General features: G+C 66.4%; 18 protein-coding genes. 7 read left to right on the forward strand and 11 right to left on the reverse strand.

What is annotated here, in order from left to right:
• Positions 1 to 44 precede the first annotated feature (44 nt).
• Both E0W60_RS03540 and E0W60_RS03545 read right to left on the reverse strand, forming a co-directional pair.
• Positions 45 to 977, reverse strand: coding sequence for an IclR family transcriptional regulator (locus E0W60_RS03540; RefSeq protein WP_240745823.1), 933 nt, complete (start codon positions 975 to 977; stop codon positions 45 to 47).
• Between the two features lie 186 nt (positions 978 to 1,163).
• Positions 1,164 to 2,192 carry a YeiH family protein gene (locus tag E0W60_RS03545; RefSeq protein ID WP_135703045.1) on the reverse strand — a complete coding sequence of 343 codons (1,029 nt, stop codon included), beginning with the start codon at positions 2,190 to 2,192 and terminating at the stop codon, positions 1,164 to 1,166.
• Between the two features lie 459 nt (positions 2,193 to 2,651).
• Here E0W60_RS03545 and E0W60_RS03550 point away from each other — a divergent pair, with 459 nt between their 5' ends.
• Together E0W60_RS03550 and E0W60_RS03555 are read left to right on the forward strand one after the other, a co-directional pair.
• Positions 2,652 to 3,329: a hypothetical protein gene (locus E0W60_RS03550; protein WP_135703046.1), complete on the forward strand. Its 678-nt coding sequence runs from the start codon at positions 2,652 to 2,654 to the stop codon at positions 3,327 to 3,329.
• A 17-nt stretch (positions 3,330 to 3,346) separates the two neighbouring features.
• Positions 3,347 to 4,024, forward strand: coding sequence for a hypothetical protein (locus E0W60_RS03555; RefSeq protein ID WP_240745824.1), 678 nt, complete (start codon positions 3,347 to 3,349; stop codon positions 4,022 to 4,024).
• Between the two features lie 60 nt (positions 4,025 to 4,084).
• On the opposite strand, the gene E0W60_RS03560 is transcribed toward E0W60_RS03555, so the two are convergent.
• The 6 genes from E0W60_RS03560 to E0W60_RS03585 all read right to left on the reverse strand — a co-directional run bounded on the left by E0W60_RS03560 (position 4,085) and on the right by E0W60_RS03585 (position 10,315).
• Positions 4,085 to 4,621: a GNAT family N-acetyltransferase gene (locus E0W60_RS03560; protein ID WP_135703047.1), complete on the reverse strand. Its 537-nt coding sequence runs from the start codon at positions 4,619 to 4,621 to the stop codon at positions 4,085 to 4,087.
• Between the two features lie 62 nt (positions 4,622 to 4,683).
• Positions 4,684 to 4,950, reverse strand: coding sequence for a hypothetical protein (locus tag E0W60_RS03565; RefSeq protein WP_133095719.1), 267 nt, complete (start codon positions 4,948 to 4,950; stop codon positions 4,684 to 4,686).
• Between the two features lie 93 nt (positions 4,951 to 5,043).
• The gene (locus E0W60_RS03570) at positions 5,044 to 6,246 is read right to left on the reverse strand and encodes an acetate/propionate family kinase (protein ID WP_135703048.1); all 1,203 of its coding nucleotides are present in this window, start codon (positions 6,244 to 6,246) and stop codon (positions 5,044 to 5,046) included.
• A gap of 4 nt (positions 6,247 to 6,250) precedes the next feature.
• On the reverse strand, positions 6,251 to 7,189 hold the full coding sequence (locus E0W60_RS03575; protein WP_133095721.1) for a phosphate acetyltransferase: 939 nt from the start codon (positions 7,187 to 7,189) through the stop codon (positions 6,251 to 6,253).
• Between the two features lie 60 nt (positions 7,190 to 7,249).
• Positions 7,250 to 9,571 (reverse strand): DUF3141 domain-containing protein, encoded by a 2,322-nt coding sequence (locus E0W60_RS03580; protein WP_135703049.1) that lies wholly within the window; start codon positions 9,569 to 9,571, stop codon positions 7,250 to 7,252.
• 156 nt (positions 9,572 to 9,727) lie between these two features.
• Positions 9,728 to 10,315: a hypothetical protein gene (locus E0W60_RS03585; protein WP_135703050.1), complete on the reverse strand. Its 588-nt coding sequence runs from the start codon at positions 10,313 to 10,315 to the stop codon at positions 9,728 to 9,730.
• A gap of 421 nt (positions 10,316 to 10,736) precedes the next feature.
• Here E0W60_RS03585 and E0W60_RS03590 point away from each other — a divergent pair, with 421 nt between their 5' ends.
• Positions 10,737 to 11,258, forward strand: coding sequence for a hypothetical protein (locus tag E0W60_RS03590; protein WP_133095724.1), 522 nt, complete (start codon positions 10,737 to 10,739; stop codon positions 11,256 to 11,258).
• A gap of 107 nt (positions 11,259 to 11,365) precedes the next feature.
• Here E0W60_RS03590 and E0W60_RS03595 read toward each other — a convergent pair whose 3' ends face one another.
• A complete protein-coding gene (locus E0W60_RS03595) occupies positions 11,366 to 12,049 on the reverse strand; it encodes a nitroreductase (protein ID WP_133096025.1) in 684 nt (227 codons plus the stop codon).
• Between the two features lie 257 nt (positions 12,050 to 12,306).
• Here E0W60_RS03595 and E0W60_RS03600 point away from each other — a divergent pair, with 257 nt between their 5' ends.
• The 4 genes from E0W60_RS03600 to E0W60_RS03615 all read left to right on the forward strand — a co-directional run bounded on the left by E0W60_RS03600 (position 12,307) and on the right by E0W60_RS03615 (position 16,845).
• The gene (locus tag E0W60_RS03600) at positions 12,307 to 13,443 is read left to right on the forward strand and encodes an iron-containing alcohol dehydrogenase (protein ID WP_135703051.1); all 1,137 of its coding nucleotides are present in this window, start codon (positions 12,307 to 12,309) and stop codon (positions 13,441 to 13,443) included.
• Positions 13,443 to 14,864, forward strand: coding sequence for an amidase (locus E0W60_RS03605; RefSeq protein WP_135703052.1), 1,422 nt, complete (start codon positions 13,443 to 13,445; stop codon positions 14,862 to 14,864). The genes E0W60_RS03600 and E0W60_RS03605 overlap by 1 nt, the downstream gene beginning before the upstream one ends.
• The gene (locus E0W60_RS03610) at positions 14,861 to 15,769 is read left to right on the forward strand and encodes a tryptophan 2,3-dioxygenase (RefSeq protein WP_135703053.1); all 909 of its coding nucleotides are present in this window, start codon (positions 14,861 to 14,863) and stop codon (positions 15,767 to 15,769) included. The genes E0W60_RS03605 and E0W60_RS03610 overlap by 4 nt, the downstream gene beginning before the upstream one ends.
• Positions 15,770 to 15,873: 104 nt before the next feature.
• Positions 15,874 to 16,845, forward strand: coding sequence for a glutathione S-transferase family protein (locus E0W60_RS03615; protein WP_346769549.1), 972 nt, complete (start codon positions 15,874 to 15,876; stop codon positions 16,843 to 16,845).
• Positions 16,846 to 16,936: 91 nt separating this feature from the next.
• Here the strand turns inward: E0W60_RS03615 and wrbA are convergent, their stop codons facing one another.
• Together wrbA and E0W60_RS03625 are read right to left on the reverse strand one after the other, a co-directional pair.
• Positions 16,937 to 17,563 carry an NAD(P)H:quinone oxidoreductase gene (gene wrbA, locus E0W60_RS03620; RefSeq protein ID WP_135703055.1) on the reverse strand — a complete coding sequence of 209 codons (627 nt, stop codon included), beginning with the start codon at positions 17,561 to 17,563 and terminating at the stop codon, positions 16,937 to 16,939.
• 17 nt (positions 17,564 to 17,580) lie between these two features.
• Entirely contained in the window at positions 17,581 to 18,531 is a 951-nt protein-coding gene (locus tag E0W60_RS03625) for a ring-cleaving dioxygenase (protein WP_135703056.1), read from the reverse strand.
• Between the last annotated feature and the right edge of the window lie 257 nt (positions 18,532 to 18,788).

The raw sequence follows: 18,788 nt of genomic DNA on the forward strand, positions 1-18,788 counted from the left end.
CGCTATCTCCTCATCGATCCTTGTTGATATGGTCTGCCACCGCGTCATTCGTTGGCGGCTCGCTGGCCGGCGGGACATGCGCCCGCCTCGGGCCCATCCGCTGGCAGGCGCATCGAAGCGCGCGCGCCGCCGGGCTGCCACAGGCGCGCCTGCAACGTCTCGGCCAGGTCGCGGATGCGCGGGCCGAGATTGCCTTCCAGGATCTCCGGCGACAGCCGTGCCGCGGAGCCGCCGATATTCATCGCCAGCACTTCGCTGCTGCCCGCGAGCCGCAGCGGCGCCGCGGCGCCGCTGACGGTGCGGTCCCATTCCGCGTGCGCCACGCAGAAGCCGCGGCGGGCGTAGTCGTGCAGCGCGCGCTCGATGCCGCTGCGCATGGCAGCCCAGCGCGCGCCGTAGTGGCGCGCCAGCTCGGCCAGTGCCGCTTCGCGCTGGCCGGGGTCGAGCCCTGCCAGCCAGGCGCGCCCGATCGCCGAGGTGGCCATCGGCAGGCGCGCACCCGGCGCCAGCCGGATCACCAGCGCGCCGCGCGGCTGGCAGCTTTCCAGGTAGACCATGGCGTGCCGGTCCGGCATCGCCAGCGCCACGGTGCAGTCGGTGGCAAAGGACAGCGACTGCATCAGCGGCTGCGCGATCTCGCGGATGCCCGCGCCCGCGATGTAGCGATGGCCGAGCACCATCGCGCCCTGCCCCAGCCGGTATTTCTCCGTGCCCTCGATATAGGTCAGGTAGCCGAGCGTGGCGAGCGTGTAAGTCAGCCGCGACACGGTCGGCCGCGGGATGCCGGTGCGGCGCGACAATTCGGCATTGCCGAGGTAATCGTCCTGCGGCCCGAAGGCCCGCAGCAGTTCCATGCCGCGCGCCAGCGCCGTGACGAAATTGCGGTCCTCGCAACCGGAGTTCGCCTGCGCGTCGACCGGCGCAAGCGCGTGGGCGGCATCGGGCGGCGGAGTCGGGATGGTGGTGGAGCGCTTCATCGGGCAGGCGGCTACGGCGTGCGGCAACGGCAAAGGACTCTTGATAGCAGTTCCCGGCCGAAGCTGGCATCGGTATGTAGCGAAATCATGTGCGCGAGAGACGGCGTTCATGGGCACGAATCCGCACGTTCGCGCGACCATTGCCGTTGACCGCGGGAGCAAAAGCCTGCCGAGCCGCCGGACAAACTAGGACCGCGCCAACACCAGCATGCCGTAGAACAGCATGGCCAGGAACAGCGTTTCCAGGACCATCAGCGCCACGGGCTTCCACCCTACGGACAGAATGTCCTTGAGGTGAGTCTTCATGCCGATTGCGACCATGGCCATGACCAGGCACCACTGCGACGCGAACTGCCCCGCCTTAACCAGTCCCGCAGGCAGCCAGCCGGTGCTGTTGATCGCCACCAGTACCGCAAACGCCACGGCAAACCACGGCAGCAGCGGCGGACGCGGCCCCTTTCCGGCTTCTCCCTGCGCCCGCTGATGCCGCTGCGACAACCACGCGGCCAGCGCGATCACCGGCAGCAGCATGGCCACCCGCATCAGCTTGACCAGCGTGGCCGCATCGCCGGCTTCGTGCGAGATGCTGTAACCGGCCCCAACCACCTGGGCCACGTCATGGATGGTCCCGCCGATAAAGGCTCCGGCCTGCAGGGAAGGCAAGGCCAGCAGTTGCGCGATCATCGGATACACCACCATCGCCATCGTCGACAGCGCGCTGACGGAGATCACCGTGAACAGCGTCGCGCGCTCCTTTAGCGGATGCTGGGGCATGGCCGCCGACAGGGCCAACGCCGCGGAAGCCCCGCAGATTGCCACGGCGCCGCCGGTGAGCAAGCCGAAGAAGGTCTGGAATCCCATCAACCGGGCCAGCACGATGCCGCACAGTATGGTCAGCGCCACCGCCAGTATGACCATGGCAACCGAGTGCCAACCCAGTGCCGCCACCTGCGACGCCGTGATGCGCAACCCCAGCAAGGCCACGCCCAGCCGAAGCACCTGCTTGGCGCTGAAGTCGATGCCTGCGGCGCCGGAGGATTCCCGGGACAGGAAGTTCAGCGCCATGCCTAACAGCAGGGCGAACAGCATTACCGGCGCCTGGTAATGCGCGGCGAGCGACATGGCTGCCACGGTTACCACCGCGCTGATGACCATGCCGGGCAGGTAGCCGCGGAAGGTGCCCAGCCAGCCCGGATTCAGAAATCTTTCGGACATGAATGTCTCTCCGATGTCCGCCATCGCTGCAAACCGGAAAACGCACGCGGACACACTCTGCAATTTCCCATCCGGCAAGCATGGTGCAGCGAACCGGTTTCCGCCATGCAAAGGATGCCAGCGGCTTTGCATTACATGCCACCGTTACTGGTGAGCGTTCCCTGCAGCACCTCGCTTCGGGCTGATGGCGGCGCAGATGCCGAAGGTACCGCAGGCTGCCGCCATACCTCCGGGTGTAATTTCCGCACCATGCGCCGCTATCGTCGGTGTGGATCTTTGCCTACAGTAGATGCGGCGGCAGTTGGCGAGTGCCGGCGGCGCCGCCTTCGCCGTCAGGTCGCGCCCCCGGGATGCCTGCCCGCCCGGGAGCCGCAGGCTCGATGCTGTCGCACCCGGCACGGGGGGCGGGGGCTTCGTCGCAGACCTTCGCCGCGGGCAGTTGCAGCCGGGTGCAAGCCAGTGTTGACTACTTCCCTCGACCCCCACGCCGCCGAAGTGCGGCCGCGCCTGCTCGATACCGTCGACCGCGTATGCGAGATGTGCTTCGGCCTGTTCATGGCCCTGACCTTCGTTGGCGCGGTGTCGGCCGTCGGCGCGCCGGCGGATGCCCCACGCACGATGTTCTTCACTGCGCTGGGCTGCAACCTGGCCTGGGGGCTGGCCGATGCCGTGATGTACCTGGTGCGCACGCTGACCGAGCGCGGACGCAGGCTGTCGCTGGTCAAGGCGGTTCGCAATGCCGGCGACCCGGGCGACGCCATCGCGCGCCTGCGTGATGCGCTTTCGCCCGCCTTGCGCACGCTGGTCGACGATGCCGAGCTGGAAGCGATGCGGGGCCGCATCGCCCGCACCGTCGATCTGCCCGCGCGCCCGGCGTTGGGCACACAGGATCTGCTGGCAGCTGCCGGGATCTTCCTGCTGGTCGTGCTTGCCACCTTCCCGGTGGCCCTGCCGTTTATCGTGTTTGCGGACGTCTCCACGGCGCTGCTGGTATCGCGCGTGCTGACCATCCTGATGCTGTTCGGGGCCGGCATCGCGCTTGGGCGCTATGCCGGCTTCGGCGGATGGATAGCGGGTGCGGCGATGACGCTGGTCGGCGTTGCACTGACCGTGGCCATCATCGCGCTTGGAGGCTGACCATGGAGGCCGGGGGTATGGCTGCACCACCCGCAACACGACCCGCAACACGACCCGCAACACGACTGGCCGCACGCTGGCTGGTGCTGGCCGCGGCAACCGCGCCGCTGCCCTTGCATGCCGCCGAAGACAGCGTCGCGCCCGCGACCGCGGAGGCGCCGGCGTGGAGCGGCGGAGTCTCGGCTTACCTCAATCTGCCGCGCGGCAGCGAAGCCTATGTCACGGGCATCGCCATCGCCAAGCGCGGCGCCTTGCACCTGGAGGCGCGCAGCAACTACGAAGGCATGGATGCGTACTCGTTCTTCGTCGGCTACAACCTTGGCTGGGGTGACGCCTTGCGGCTGGATTTCACGCCGATCCTGGGTGTGGTCACCGGCAGCACGCACAGCGTCGTGGGCGGGTTCGAGGCCACGCTGACCGGCCGCTATGCCGATGCCTATATCGAGTTCGAGTACGTGCCGGACGCCGAGCCGTCCGGGTACGCCTATGCATGGAGCGAGCTAGCCTGGCGCCCTCGGGACTGGCTGCGGCTGGGCCTGGCGGCCCAGCGCACGCGTGTGCCTGACAATGGCCGCAATTTGCAGCGCGGCGTGTTTGCGCAAGTGAAGGGCAAGCATGTCTCCGGTGCGGTCTACTGGTTCAACCCCGCCGCGCACGACCAGATCGCCGTGGTCTCGATCGGGCTGAGCTTCTGACGCTGGCGAGCGCAGCACGTACGTTTGAGTACGGTTTGATCCGGATGCGCGCGCTTGGACTTACAGCGCAAGCGTCACCACGCGCAGCGTGGCATCGTCCGGACAGGCCATGTCGGCAAAGCCAAATTGCCTGGCCAGTCGCCGCATGCCGGTATTCGACGACAAGACATAGCCTTCCATGCTCCGATAGCCGCGGCTCCGGGCAATGTCGATCAGGGTGCCCAGCAGCCGGCTGGCCAGCCCAAGCCTGTGCCAGTCATCGGCGACCGTTACCGCGAACTCGCAGGTATCGCTGCCCGGTGCCGCAGCGTAGCGCGCGCCACCCACGATGGACGACGCCTTGCCTTCCGTGGCAAGCGCCACCAGCGCAAACTCGCGCTCGACCGAGGGGTGCGTCGCATGTTCGAGCATCGCTTCCGGCAGCTGCTGCATGGCAGCCATGAATCTGGCGTAGCGCGCATCGGCCGACAGCCTGTTGAATGCCGCCAGCAGCCCGACCTTGTCGTCTTCGGTTATCTCCCGCACAAGCACTTGCCGTCCATCGCGCAGCGGCACGTTGAAGGGCACGAAGCTTGTCGCTGCAGGCTTGTCTTGCATGGCAACGTTGTGGGTGGAAAAGAAAGCGGGTTCGCTGGACGGCAGCTCCGAATTGCCATGCATCAATACTTGATGTCCCTGGCTGTCTCGCGGCCTTGCTGCTTTGTCTGCCGCTTGTCCTGCCGGCAACCGGCATTGCTTTGCTGGTCCGCGGCACGACAGTCTTGCTTGGTCTGCCTGGAGTCCTGACGTGTTTCCTGGCGAACGTCACGACCGGCACGGCGCTGTTGCGCTTGCTCGGTCGCCCATGCAACGCTGGCAAACGCAACATTGGCAAGGACCAGCGATGCCGCCAGGGAAGCCAGCCGCAGCGGGTAGGAATGGAACATGGCGCCTCCTTGATGGATCGGCCTTGTGTCGTCAATCCACTTTAGTTTCCGCAGGAGAGCTTGGCTAGCTGGCGCGGTCTGGCATCGCCCCCGTCATCCGTCCGACCGGCGTGCGGGCACTGCGAGGACCTCCCTGGTATGCCTGGCAATCATCAGTTCCTCGTTGGTCGGGATGACCCAGACCGGAACCTTTCCGGACGCCGGGCTGATGCGCGGTCCGTCGCCCGCGTTCGCCGCGGCATCTACGCTCACGCCGAGCCATGCCGCGAGCTGGCATACGCGCTCGCGGATCGGCGCAGCATGCTCGCCGATGCCTGCGGTGAACACCAGCGCGTCCAGCCCCTGCGCGGCGGCGGCCAGCGAGCCAAGCTCCCGGGCGATGCGGTAGGTGTACAACTCGACGGCAAAGCGGGCCTGCGCATCGTCGCTGGCGAGCAGCGCGCGCATGTCGCTCGACAAGCCGGAGACGCCAAGCAGGCCGGACTTGCGGTAAATCAGGTCCTCGATGGCGTGGGCATCCATGCCGAGTTCGCTGATCAGGTACAGGATCACGCCCGGATCGAGGCTGCCGCAGCGTGTGCCCATCGGCAGCCCGTCCACCGCGGTAAAACCCATGGTGCTGGCCACGCTGCGCCCTCCGACCAGCGCGCACATGCTGCTGCCGTTGCCGAGGTGTGCCACAACCGTGCGGCCCGCGGCGGCGCGCGCATCGACACTCGGCAGGACGCTTGCGATGTACTCGTAGGACAGCCCGTGAAAGCCGTAGCGCCTGACGCCCCTGTCGGTAATCTCCGCCGGCAACGCGAAGGCCTGTGCCACTTCCGGCTGCGCCCGGTGGAAGGCGGTATCGAAGCAGGCGACCTGCGGCAGTTCCGGACGCCGCTCGGCGAGGATGCGGATCGGCTTGAGGTTGTGGGGCTGGTGCAAGGGGGCAAGCGGGCAAAGCGTATCCAGCTCGGCCAGCAGCGCATCGGTCACCCTGGCCGGCTGGGTGAAGCGCACGCCGCCATGCACCACCCGGTGCCCCACCGCGCTCAGCGCATGCCCTTCGCCGTGGCTGCGCAGGAAGTCCGCCAGGAAGGCGATGGCACCCTCGTGCCCGAGCTCGGTGCCGGCCTCCCAGCGCTTTGCCTCGATCTCGGCCCCTGCCGCGTCGGTGGCGCGGAATGCCGGCGCCGTATAGAGGCCTTCGAGGCTGCCGCGCAAGACAAGTCTCAGGGCATCGTCATGGGTATCGTAGGCGCAGTACTTGATGCTCGACGAACCCGCATTCAGGACCAGGATCAGTTCGGCCATGGCATCACCCCGCCACCTGGCCGGACTCGCGGCGCGCCCTGGCCACCAGCGCGGCCACCGCGCACGACGCCAGCCGGGTCGTGACGGAGTCGGCGCGGCTGGTCAGGATGATGGGCACGCGCGCGCCCAGCACGATGCCCGCGGCGTCGGCGCCGGCCAGGAAGGTCAGGCTCTTGGCCAGCATGTTGCCGGCGTCCAGGTCCGGCACCAGCAGCACATTGGCGCGCCCGGCCACCGGTGAGTCGATCTTCTTGATCCGCGCGGCATCCAGGTTGATGGCGTTGTCCAGGGCGAGCGGCCCGTCGACGACGGCACCGGTGATCTGGTGGCGGTCGACCATCTTGCATAACGCGGCCGCATCCAGCGTGGACGGCACCTTGGGGTTGACCGTCTCCATGGCCGAAAGAATCGCCACGCGCACCTCCTCGACCCGCAAGGCATGGGCCAGGTCGATCGCGTTCTGCAGGATGTCGGCCTTCTCGGCCAGCGTGGGGGCGATGTTGACGGCCGCGTCGGTGACGATCAGCGCGTCCTCGTGCCCGGGCACGTCCATCACAAAGCAGTGGCTGATACGCCGCGCGGTGCGCAAGCCGGTGTCGCCCTTGACCACGGCTCCCATCAGCTCGTCGGTGTGCAGGCTGCCCTTCATCAGGGCCTCGGCCTTGCTCTCGCGCACCAGCTGCACGGCGGCAGCCGCCGCCGCATGGCTGTGCGCGGCATCGACGATCGGGTACTCGCGGATGTCGATGCCGGCTTCACGGGCGGCGTCCTCGATGCGGGCGCGCGGGCCGACCAGGATCGGCGCGATCAGACCCAGCCGGGCGGCCTCCACGGCGCCTTCCAGCGAAGACTTGTCGCACGGATGCGCCACTGCGGTCGGCGTGGGCGGCATGGTCTTGCAGTAGTCGATCAGACGCTGGTACTTCTCATGCTTGGCATTCACGGTTTGCTCCTGCGTCGGGTTCATCGGTTTCAGTCGCCTGCGATGCAGCTCCACGGCGCGCTAGGAAGCGCGCTTGATCGGAACGGCCGCGCCGCGCGCGCGTTCTGGCCGGCTGCCGAGCACGGTGCGGATCCGCTCAAGCATTGCCGCCTGCTCGTCGGTGGGCGTGGCGCCAAGCACGCGCTCATCGGTACGCAGTTTGTCCGCCAGCGCCTGCAGCCGCTGGCGGTCGGCCTGATGCCTGAGCAAGGCGGGCAGCGTCGCGAGCGCCTCCTCGGGCGCGTAGCGCGTGATCAGTTCCTGCCGGCCGCGGATCTTGCGCCAGGCGTCCGGCTCCAGTTCCGGTAGCAGATCCGCATAGTCCGTGACCAGTTCCTTGCGCAACTCCAGCCTGGACAGCGGCAGGGGCTCGCCCTTGCGGCTCAGCAGGCAGGCCAGCCGGGCGATGGCTTCGGCGTACCCGCCTTGCCCGGCCGCGGCTAGCGCCGCCTTGACTTCCGGCAGCTCCCGCGGGTCGGTCGCCGCCGGTGTGCCCGCGTGCGCATCGGGCTCGCTCCTTGGCTGGAACGGGAACAGGTTGGCATACACATTGAAGAAGGTGTACTCGGTCATCGCATCGCGCACGGCGCGGTATGCGTCCAGTCCGGCGCTGAGCAATTCCGCGCCTGCCTGTTCCTGCCGCCGCAGCGGATGGTCCGGTTCCAGCGCCTGCCGGTTGGCCTTGATCGCCTCGGCGGCAGGCTTCAGCCATGCCATCCACGGGTTCAGGTCCGAGAACAGCCAGTTCTGCATGCGCAGCGGATGGAATTCGCGCAGCACCCGCGCTGTCATCTCGTTGGACACCGCCTGGACATAAGGCTGCGCAAACAGCTCGTAGGCGCGCTGCGTAAAGTCCGACAGGTTGGCGACGGTCTGGAATGGCCGCTCGTCGACGCGCTCAAAGCGGTTGAGCCGGCTGGCGATGTCCTCGAGCGAATGCTCCTCGAACTCGACCTCGTACTCCACGCCATCGCTGCCCTTGCGCTCATGGATGACCATGCCGTAGAGCCCCGGCGGCAGCAGTTCGATACTCTTGAGCACCGAGACGATCTGCGCGTGCTCCTTCTGCGCCACCTTGCCGGAAACGAAGATGCCGAGATGGCCGACGCTCCGGTGCATCATGCCAACGATCACCTGGCCGCGGCTCTTGATCTCCTCGGTACTGCCGTAGATGTCCACCACCCAGTTGAATGCCTGCTGCGGCGGAGTGATGTTGTCGCCCATCGACGCAAACAGCACGATGGGCGAGCGGATTTCGCGCAGGTCGAACGCCTTGCCGCCGGCGTTCTTGACGTCACCGCTCCAGAGCTTGTTGCCGACGAACAGATTGCGCGTGATCCATTCGATCTCCTCGCGGTTCATCAGGTAGTAGCCGCCCCACCAGCGTTCGAACTCCAGGAAGCGCGGCGGCTCGGTATCGGCCTTCCGGTACAGGTTGTAGTACTTGTCCCAGAGACTGTTGGCAGGATTCAGGTTCTCGAAATTCTGGACCAGCCAGGCGCCATCGAACTTGCCGTTGCCAAGGTCCGCCGTGAACGAGGCCAGCCAGGTGCCGCCAAGGAGCCCGCCGGAATAGCGCATCGGGTTGTCGCCTTCGCCCTCGCTCCAGGCACCGCTCCAGTACGACATCGGCGCGCCGTTGATGACGATCGGCCCGGTGTCGTCGGGATCCGAGGCGCCCAGCATCATCGCGGCCCAGCCCCCCTGGCAATTGCCGATGATGGCCGGCTTGGGGCTGTCCGGATGCAGCGCGCGCACCTTCCTGATGAACTGCTGCTCGGCCTCGCACACATCCAGCAGGGTCTGTCCCGGCTCGGGATCGCGGAAGAAGATGACGAAATACACGGGATGGCCGGCACGCATCGCCACGCCGACCTGCGAGTCGTCCTTGAAGCCGCCGATGCCCGGCCCATGGCCGGCGCGCGGATCAATGATGACGTAGGGCCGGCGGCTGTCATCGATCGTCACGCCATCGGGCGCCGTTATCTTCAGCAGCGCATAGTTGACGGGCCGCTCGAACTGGCGCCCGTCCATGATGGTCTCGTAGCCGAAATGCAGGACCGGCTTGAGGCCCTGCATGGTATTTTCGACAAAGTTGTTGCCCCGTTGCCTGAGCGTGTCCCAGAACAGGATGGCACGCTGCATGCTGTCGACGGCATAGGCATAGCCGCCCATCGGATCCATGTCGGCCATCGGCGTGGACGGAGCGCTCCCCGGAGCTCCAACGGCTTGCTGCACGCGGCCGCTATAGGCCTCCTGCGCATTCTTCAGACGCTTTTGCAGCACCATGCCGGTCTTGAGGCCAACTTCACGCGCGTGAACCAGTTGCTTTGCTGCATCCATGCCGTTCTCCACCAGACATTCTGTGACAGGGAGGCCAGGGGGCGGGGGTCGGTCCACCGTGGCGGTACGCCCCGACCGCCCCGACCGCGGACGCCAGGAAACGGCCCGCATGACCGGCGGGCCTGTCCTGGAGCAATTCGGTGCTTTTCGGTACTGCTACTTGGCTGCGGCCGGTTGCACGGACACAGCAATGGCCTCGGTATAGACCGCTTCGACCCGGTCACCCTTCTTGATGCCCTTGAGACGTTCCGGATCCTCGACCAGCAGGTCCACGGTGCGTCCCTTCGGCCCCTTCAGGGTGACGGTCTTGGCGCTGGTATTGACCGCCACAACGTCGGCGGTCACGGTCACTTCGCGGCCGACTGTGCCGCCCGGCTTGGCGCCCGGCGCCGCACGGTCCGAGATCTCGCGCTCGGTCATGGCAAGCGGCCCCTTACCCTTCTTGAGGCTCATGGTCAGGGCTTCCTTGTACTCGATCGCGACGGTATCGCCGACCTTGAGCTGCTCGAAGTTCCGCGCCTCCGGCCCCACCACCAGATCCGTGACCTTGCCGTCGGCGGATTTCAGCGAGACCGTTCGCGTCGGCGCATCGATCTTGACGATCGTGGCATTGAGCTTCGCCGTGCCGGTCGCGGTCGCCTGTCCGGGCGACTGCGTGACATCCACGCGGGTTTCGGGCTGCGCCCAGACAGAAGCGGTCGCCGCGACCATGACCGCCGCAGCCAGTAGAGTCATTCGTTTCATGCTATCCCCTCTGATCAGACTTGCCTTGCGCCCATCCGGGCTTCCTATGCCGCCTTTCGCCTCGGTTGAAGCGCTCACTCACTACCAGGGCGGAAATCCTGTGACTGTTGGAGAACATGCCGTGGAGGCGCCTCGCAACCTGTACTTGCAGCTTGACAGGGCGTCACTGTCCGGCCCGGGATCCCGCCCGAAGGCGTGCCCGTCGTGGGTGACGATGAAAAGGCTTTTGATGCGGGTATCCGTGGATAATGTCGCTCCGAACTCTAACGTCAGTCGTGGTCGCAACTGAACTGAATCTTTTCGGAAGACGACATGAGAAAAATTTCGGTCACGGGCGGCCGGATGCATGAACACTCCTGCGCTGCGTGCGCTATGCTGAACTGGCGCGGCGCGTGCCCCGCCGCCTCCCAGGAGAACGATCATGGGTTATCGCCTCCCCACCTGCGTGGCCGCCGCCGTGGCGAGCCTGGTGCTGGGCGCCTGCGCCTCCCTCCAGCCCCTCCAGACGGCAGAACGCATGCTCGGCGCTCCGCAGAATGCCGTGCGCGATACGTTCGGCACTCCCACCGAAACCTACCAGCTCGCCGACGGCACCACCCGCTGGATCTATTCGAAGCAGCCGCTCGGCTTCGAGGTCTACGCGGCAGACTTTGACGGAAACGGCAAGCTGACAAGGTTCAGGCAGATGCTCACCGAGAAGGAAATCTACGAAGCGCGCCCGGGCGTCTGGACCAAGCAGGATATTGCCGAGCGCTTTGGCCATCCGCGCGAGCCCATCCAGTTCTACCCGCTGATGAAGCGGGAAGCCTGGTCCTACCGGCTCTACGCAGGTGCCTACATGCCGGCACATTTCAGCGCCTACTTTGACGAACGCGGCGTTCTCGACCGGACCATGATCATCCTCGACGCGATCGGCGGCGACGCGCGCGACAGCAGCAAATAGGCCGGCCGCGGGCAGGCCGCCTGCGCGCAGGCCCATGGCGTCGCACCACACTCGCCGATGACAATTGCGCCGGACAGGTCGGGGCGCGGCCTGTCCGGTTCCGCATGTCAGCCATCGACGAACGAGACGAACTCGTCCAGCTCCAGCTTGCAAAGCTCCATGTTGTTTTCGGGGATGCTGTTGTCCGCATAGCCGAGTGACATCCCGGCCACGACCATCTCCCCGTCGGGAATGGCGAGTCCTTCACGAAGCACCGGCGATTGCAGCGACCAGATCTGCTGCGGGCAGGTGTCCAGCCCCCGCGCGCGAGCGGCCAGCATGAGGTTCTGCAGGAAACAGCCGTAGCAGATGAAGCTGGCCCATTCCAGGCGCCGGTCCATGGTGAAGATCAGTCCCACTGGCGCATCGAAGAACCGGAACTGCCGTTCGACGTCGCGCCGGCGCCCGGCGATATCGCTCCTGTGCACGCCCTGCGCATCGCCCAGCATCCCGCGAAACGTGTTGAAGCGCGACGCAAATGGCGCCGGCAATTCCTTTGGGAAGAAAGGGTAATCGGGCACCAGTCCCTCGGGATCGGCGCGATACGCCTCGACCGCGGCACCGGCGATTTTCTCGCGCGCCTTTCCGGTCAGCACATAGCAGCGCCAGGGCTGCGTGTTGCTCGAACTCGGCGCGTATTTCGCGACCGACAGGATGTCCCTGACAGTCTCCATCGGCACCGGCCGGTCAAGGAAGCCGCGCTTGCTGTGGCGTCCGCGGATCAGCGCTTCCGTCATCTGCATTGTCTCCATCTTCATGTCTCCGTTCTTGTGGTGGGGGTCGCTACGGTGGAAAAGATCATAGACACGTCCCCTGCCTTGTGAAGATGGCAATGCTTGAATGCTTCGTTCGGCAGCAGCGAACGACGGCGCGCGACCGCGCAGGCCCGGCGTCCAAATTCCTGAACGCTTCGTTCCCCGATCCCGCGCGCACGCGCGCACGCGATTCGCCTATCTTCCTACACGGGATCGGAGCCCCGATCGCATATGAAAACATGGGGAGACGTGGAATGAACCAGTTGAAATGCCTGCCGCAGGAAGAGATTGCCTGGGGACACGACGTGCTGAAGACCGTCGCTGCCTCCATGGAGAACTACGGCATCCGCCGTCCGATCACGTTCACGGTCGAATTCCTTGAGGCATTGAACCGCGAGCACCTGCAGCCTGTCATCGGCGACGGCGTGGGCACCTTCACCGGCCTGCCGCCGCATGTGCCCGATTTCGCCGTACGCGACGGGCTGCGTGCCTGCATCGAGGCCGATGCGGCATCGATCATCGCCCTCGGCGGCGGCTCCGTGCTCGACGCCGCAAAGGCAGTCTCGTACCAGCATTTCCAGCAGACGGGCCGCTACCTGCCGATTGCGGCGATTCCGACGACCTTGTCGGGCTCGGAGTTCTCCCACTACTTCGGCGTGACGGAAACGGACGGCCCGCAGAAGTTCAAGCGCAGCTATGCGGTGCGCGAAACGACACCGCGGCTGGTGGTGCTCGATCCCCGCATGATCGTCGACACGCCACGCATGCTGCTGCTGAGTTCGGCCATCAAGGGGATCGACCATGCGGTGGAAGGCATGCGCCGGGTCGACGTGGATCACCCTCACGCCATCCTGGCCGCCAGGGGCGTGGAGCGCTTCCTTGCCGTGCTGGAGAAGTGGCCGCGCAAGCTCGAAACGCGCGAGGCCATCGCGGGCGGCCTCGTGTCGACCGACGACCTGCTGCAGCTTCAGCTCGCCGCGTGGCAGTGCTACTTCTATCCCGCTTCGGTCATCTACGGCCTGAGCCATCGCATCGGCCACATCCTCGGCGGGACCTTCGGGGTACCGCACAGCGTGACTTCGTGCATTGCGCTGGCGCCCGTCATCCGCGCCTGCGCCGGCGCCTATGGCCGCAAGCTCGAGATCTTCGCCACGGAACGCGGCAGCCGCCCGCCCGCCGCATTTCTCGCCGACCGCATCGAGGCAGCCGTGGATGCATTGCAATTGCCCAGCCGGCTCCGCGACCTCGATTTCGATCGGGCTAAGCTTCCCGAGATCGCGGCCCTGCTCAGGCAGAACTATCCTTCCGAAGTCGGCGACCTTGGCGACCTTGGCGACCTTGGCGACAATGCCGGCACCAGGCTGGATGCGCTGCTGGAGAGCCTGTGGTAATGACCGGCCAGCCATCCTACAGCTTCCCGCATCCCGCGGGCCTGCGCCACGCGCTTGCGGCCCTGGCCAGCCGGCGGATCACGGCGACGGGCCTGACCGAAGAGGCGCTCCTCCGCGCGCAAGCCAGCAAGCAATCGCTCAACGCGTTCGCCGCCATTGACCAGGACCGCGCGCTGCAGGCCGCGGCGGAGAGCGACCGCCGCTACGGCGAAGGCAGCCAGCGTCCGCTGGAAGGGCTGCCCATCGCCATCAAGGACCTGATCGACACGAAGGGCATCGAAACACTGTATGGATCTGCCGCCTACCGCGGCAATGTTCCCGCTGCCGATGCCGACATCGTGAAGACACTGACCGGATGCGGCGCCATCGTCATCGGCAAGACCACCACCCACGAATTTGCGTGGGGCGTGACGACCGCCAGCCCGAGCTTCGGCGACACCCTGAATCCCCTCGACCATTCCCGCATTCCCGGCGGCTCCAGCGGCGGCGCCGCGGCGGCGATCGCGCATGGCGCGGTCATGGCGGGCGTGGGCACCGATACCGGCGGCTCGGCCCGTATCCCGGCCGCGCTGTGCGGTGTCGTCGGCTTCAAGCCGACGCTCGGCACGCTGTCCACGCGCGGCGTGTTTCCGCTGGCGGCCACCTGCGACCACGTCGGCCTGCTGGGCGGACAGGTCGATGACGTGCTGGTGCTCGCCGATGCCGCTGGCATCGACATCCGCCGCAGCGATGCCACGCCTTCCGCCCGCCTCGGCATCGTCAGGCAGATCGCGCCGGTGCCGCTGAGTCCTGAGGTCGCCAGCGCATTCGACGAGGCGGTGGAACAACTGGCGCAGCGATTCAGCTGCGTCGACCTCGGCGAGACCCGCCGGTTCGACGCCATGTTCGATATGGTGTTCGATGCCTTTGCGGCCATCGTTCTTATCGAGGGCGGAATCGAGCATTTCCGACGCCACGACTGGGATCGCATCGCCACGCACTACAACCCGGAAACGGTCGACAGACTCAGGCGTGCACAGGCCATGGACCTGCGCGCCTATGCGTCGGCCCACCAGTCGAGGCGGCATTTCACGGCCCGGCTGCATGAAGCGATGTCGACACTCGACTATCTCGTGCTGCCGACCTGCCCCTGCACCGCCCCGCCCCGCGATGCCGGCACGGTCGACATCGGCAACTGGACCGGCACCGTCCGCGAGGCCCTGATGACCTACACCGCGCCGTTCAACGTCGCGGGATTTCCCGCCATCTCGATTCCGCTGCCGTCCCGCGTCGGCGGCCTTCCAGCCGCATTGCAGGTCGTCGGCAGGCCCGGCGGCGACGGCGCGCTGCTGCAGGTCGCGCAGCAGATCGAGTCGATGCTGGGGACCGTCTCCGTTGCACAAGACTTGCCTGACCACACCACCACGAGGAGACCAGAATGAAAGATTCCGTCAAGCCCGCATCCCGGGCACCGGCAGAAACGCCAGCCGGGCGCACGCCATACAGTGACTGGTTGCAGACAGACGTGCTCCACTCGCTGCAGCACCCGGTCAGCGATCATCCCGGCGAGCACGCCTGGATCGTATCGGCGCAGGTGTCCGAGCTCTACTGGATGCTGATCATCAGGGAAATCCAGGCCGCGCAGGCGCAATTGCGTGCCGATGACCTGGCCGGCGCATGCCGCACGCTGCGGCGCGTGGTTGCCCACCACGAGCCGCTCAATGCCACCTGGCGCTCCATCGCGTGGATGACGCCGGTCGACCTGCTGGCCATCCTGTCCTGCGTCGGGCCGAAGTTTGGCAAGGACACCGCACTGCAGGGCTGGACGTTCCGGCAGATGGTCTACCTGCTCGGCATCAAGCAGGGGGAGCACCTGCAGCACTTCCTGCCGCAGCCCCGGCGCTGGGAGCAGCTCAGCAAGGCGCTGGCAGAGCCGAGCCTGTATGACGACGTGCTCGCCCACCTGAGCCGCAAGGGCTTCGCCGTGCCGGCGCTGGCACTCGACCGCGATTTCAGCGTGCCCTACGCGCCGGACAAGGCGGTCGAAAACGTCTGGCGCGACGTCTACGCCGACCCGGACCAGCACCGCGAACTGCAGCAACTCGGCGAGACGCTGGCCGATATTGCGGAGGGATTCTCCGCATGGAAGCACCTGCACCTGATGGCCACGCGCCGGACCTTCGGCGCCCGGCCGGCCTACTTCGGCACCGAGGGCATTGCCTGGCTGCTGCCGACCATGAACGAGATCCCGTTCCCTGAACTCTGGTCCGCGCGCGGCTTCATCGGCGATCCGCCCGCGGTGTGTCCGCACGCGCGCGGACAGGCCGGCGCCCGGGCTGCGGAGTGACGTGACTAACCATCAGCTGGAAGAAACCCATGCGCAATGACTTGTTGAGAAACCTGGCAGCCGGTGCCCGCGCTGCCATCGCCGATCCTGCGCGGATCTCCATCGTGGGAAGCGATGCAAACCCGCGCTTTGAGCTGTTCCACGCGGCCAGTTCGCTGTGCTCGCAGAAGGTCCGCACGGTGCTGTCCGAGAAGCAGTTGCCATACCGGTCGAACGACATGATGATCCTGAGTTCGATGGGTCCGGACGGCGTCGTTCCCGCGGAGCACTATCACCCGCCCTATGTACGCCTGCGGCTGATGGCCGGACTGGAAATCGGGCGGGAGTTCGTCAGCGGCTATAGCGGGCGCCCTTCCGTGGATACCGACGGCTTCGATCCGTGCGCGGTGCCATTGCTCGTCGACTACGAAGCCTCCCGCGTGATCGCGGATTCCCGGCGGATCTGCTGCTATCTCGACGCGGTATCGCGCGCGCCCGTCCAGCTCTTGCCGGACGATGACCAGGCGCGTGCCGCGGTGATGCGCCAGGTGGGCATCGTCGACCAGATGCCGAACGGCGCCCTGCTATATGGCTTTCATCCCGACGCCGACGGGCGGCCAGACGCGCTCAAGACGGTCATGGAAACGGTCTACGACCACAAGATCGCAGCGCTCGAGGCCATGCTGGCCGGCAATGGCGACGACGCTGAACTCGTTGCCGCCTATCGCGCCAAGCTCGCGAAGGAGCGCGGCGGCCGGGCGGTCCGCCGCGATGCCGCATTCCAGCGTGCCGCGCACCATCACGTCGAAGGCGTGTTGAAGGAGCTGGACCGCACGCTGGGGGCCGCACCGGCCCTGTATGTTGCGGGACACGCGTTCTCCCTTGGAGATGTGCTGTGGGGTGTCAACCTGGTGCGGCTGACGTACCTGGGGCTCGCGCCGATGTGGCACGACCTGCCCAACGTTGCCCGCTATGTCGAAACCCTGGTCAAGCGGCCTTCGCTCTGCAGGGAGGCGGTCCGCGCCACGATCGACTCGCTGCCGCCATCGCGACAGATGGATGCCTTGGGAACCTGCATGGAGACGGCGCCGGCCTGAGCGGTAGCCAGCTTGTCATCGGGCTGTGCCGATGAAGCAATCGGGCGGAGACTCCGAGTCTCCGCCTTTTTTTACGATCAGGCTTTTACTTTCAGGCTGCCACGGGCTCCGGCTGGACGTGCAGGGCACGGGCGACAGTCGTCACCCTGCGGCCCTGGTACCGTGCAACGTCGAGGTGATCGTCGTCGGGCTTCACGGTGTCACGGTGCGAGACGTGCGTCGCGCCGTAGGGGGTGCCGGCCTTGAACATCGCCGCGTCGGCATAGCCCAGCGGCACGATGATCAGGCCCAGGTGGGCCATGGGCGTGTAGGCCGCCAGCAGCGTGGCTTCATTGCCGCCGTGGCGCGAGGACGTCGTGCCGAACACCGAGCCCACCTTGCCATTGAGCTTGCCCGCGAACCACAGGCCGCCGAGCCCGTCGATATAGGCCTTGAGTTCGGTCGAGATGGTCCCGAACCGCGTCGGCGTGCCGAACACGATGGCGTCGGCCCACTCGGCATCGGCTTCGGTCGGCGCGTCGTATTTCGCGTTCATCTCCGTGGCGTTCTCGAGCCAGCCCGGCGCCTGCCGCATGACGTCGGGGCCGACGACCTCCCGCGCGCGCCGCATGCGGACTTCGGCGCCGGTATCGAGGGCCCCCTCGGCGACAGCCTTGGCCAGCATCTCGGTGGAGCTGTTGCGTGAATAGAAAACGATCAGTACCTTTGGCTTGCGCATATCGATCCCCGGCAACGTCATGCGGAAATGGGCTCGAGCCGGCCCAGCAGCTCATCCTTGCGATCCACCAGCCAGGGCGGAAGCTGGAACTCCTCGCCAAAATGGCCGGGCTCTTCATCGATCGCGAAGCCGATGTCGGTGGTCGTGGCCTCGAACATCACGCCGCCGGGCATCTTGAAGTACATCGAGCGGAAATAGTTGCGGTGCACCGATTCGGAGGTGTCGATGTAGCCCAGCGCAAACAGCTTCTCCTTCAGGATCGCCTGCTGTTCGACGTTGTCCACGGCGAACGCCACATGGTGGATCGTACCCTCGCCGTAGATCGACGAGCCCTGGTGCCGGTCCGGCTCATGCTGGAACTCGACGACCGTGCCCGGGCCGCCGGTGTACGTCTCGAAGCGGTAGTAGGGTCCCGACTGGCCAACGTGGCGGAAGCCGATCGCTTCGCTCATGAAGCGGATCGATTCGGCGACATCGCGCAGCGACAGCGTGATGCTGTGCACGCCGCGGATGGCATGGGCCTCGGGGATATCGCTGGCCACGCAGGCCGGACGCGGGTCCAGATCCGTTTCGACGAGATCGAACTCGATGCCGCACGGATGCTGGAACCGCTGGCGGCGCTCGCCGAAGCGCTCGACGATCTCGCTGTCATACGGCACGTTCATGGCATCGAAGCGGCTGCGCCAGAACTCGAGCGAGCCCGTGGGCACCGAGTAGTTGATGACCCGCACCTGGCCCGATCCCTGGCGCGCCATGACCCCGCGCTGGCGGAACGGGAACGACGTCACCAGGGTCCCCGGATCGCCATTCGCGTTGCCGTAGTAGAGGTGGTAGATGGGATCTTCGCCGTCGAGAAGCACGGTCTTCTTCACGAGGCTCTGCCCGAGCAGCTTGACGTAGAAGTCCACATCCTCCTGCGCGTGCCGCACGCCGGCGGTCAGGTGATGAAATCCCTTGAGCATTGTCATTGTCCTCTCCAGTTTGAAATAAGCATGTAGAAACAGCGCAGAGCCGCTCCTGCGCAACAGCTTATGTCGCCGGATTCCGCTTGGGCAGCCGTCACGGGTTGTACGCAGGGTTCGGCAAACTTGGACAATGGCGCCCGGTGCGGCGCGGTGCGCCCGGTGGGCACCAAGGCTTGCCCGGATGGCAGTGGGCGCCGGCGCTGGAGTATGATCGGGCGTCACCCACTCGCCCCCTCAGCAAACCCGCCGGCATTGGAATG

Origin of the sequence: Cupriavidus oxalaticus (assembly GCF_004768545.1) — a bacterium.
GTDB classification, from domain to species: domain Bacteria; phylum Pseudomonadota; class Gammaproteobacteria; order Burkholderiales; family Burkholderiaceae; genus Cupriavidus; species Cupriavidus oxalaticus_A.

Coding starts and splice junctions, on each gene's coding strand:
- E0W60_RS03540 (WP_240745823.1), bottom strand. CDS start 977: ATGAAGCGCTCCACCACCATCCCGACTCCGCCGCCCGATGCCGCCCAC.
- E0W60_RS03545 (WP_135703045.1), bottom strand. CDS start 2,192: ATGTCCGAAAGATTTCTGAATCCGGGCTGGCTGGGCACCTTCCGCGGC.
- E0W60_RS03555 (WP_240745824.1), top strand. CDS start 3,347: ATGGCTGCACCACCCGCAACACGACCCGCAACACGACCCGCAACACGA.
- E0W60_RS03560 (WP_135703047.1), bottom strand. CDS start 4,621: ATGCAAGACAAGCCTGCAGCGACAAGCTTCGTGCCCTTCAACGTGCCG.
- E0W60_RS03565 (WP_133095719.1), bottom strand. CDS start 4,950: ATGTTCCATTCCTACCCGCTGCGGCTGGCTTCCCTGGCGGCATCGCTG.
- E0W60_RS03570 (WP_135703048.1), bottom strand. CDS start 6,246: ATGGCCGAACTGATCCTGGTCCTGAATGCGGGTTCGTCGAGCATCAAG.
- E0W60_RS03580 (WP_135703049.1), bottom strand. CDS start 9,571: ATGGATGCAGCAAAGCAACTGGTTCACGCGCGTGAAGTTGGCCTCAAG.
- E0W60_RS03585 (WP_135703050.1), bottom strand. CDS start 10,315: ATGAAACGAATGACTCTACTGGCTGCGGCGGTCATGGTCGCGGCGACC.
- E0W60_RS03590 (WP_133095724.1), top strand. CDS start 10,737: ATGGGTTATCGCCTCCCCACCTGCGTGGCCGCCGCCGTGGCGAGCCTG.
- E0W60_RS03595 (WP_133096025.1), bottom strand. CDS start 12,049: ATGGAGACAATGCAGATGACGGAAGCGCTGATCCGCGGACGCCACAGC.
- E0W60_RS03600 (WP_135703051.1), top strand. CDS start 12,307: ATGAACCAGTTGAAATGCCTGCCGCAGGAAGAGATTGCCTGGGGACAC.
- E0W60_RS03605 (WP_135703052.1), top strand. CDS start 13,443: ATGACCGGCCAGCCATCCTACAGCTTCCCGCATCCCGCGGGCCTGCGC.
- E0W60_RS03610 (WP_135703053.1), top strand. CDS start 14,861: ATGAAAGATTCCGTCAAGCCCGCATCCCGGGCACCGGCAGAAACGCCA.
- wrbA (WP_135703055.1), bottom strand. CDS start 17,563: ATGCGCAAGCCAAAGGTACTGATCGTTTTCTATTCACGCAACAGCTCC.
- E0W60_RS03625 (WP_135703056.1), bottom strand. CDS start 18,531: ATGACAATGCTCAAGGGATTTCATCACCTGACCGCCGGCGTGCGGCAC.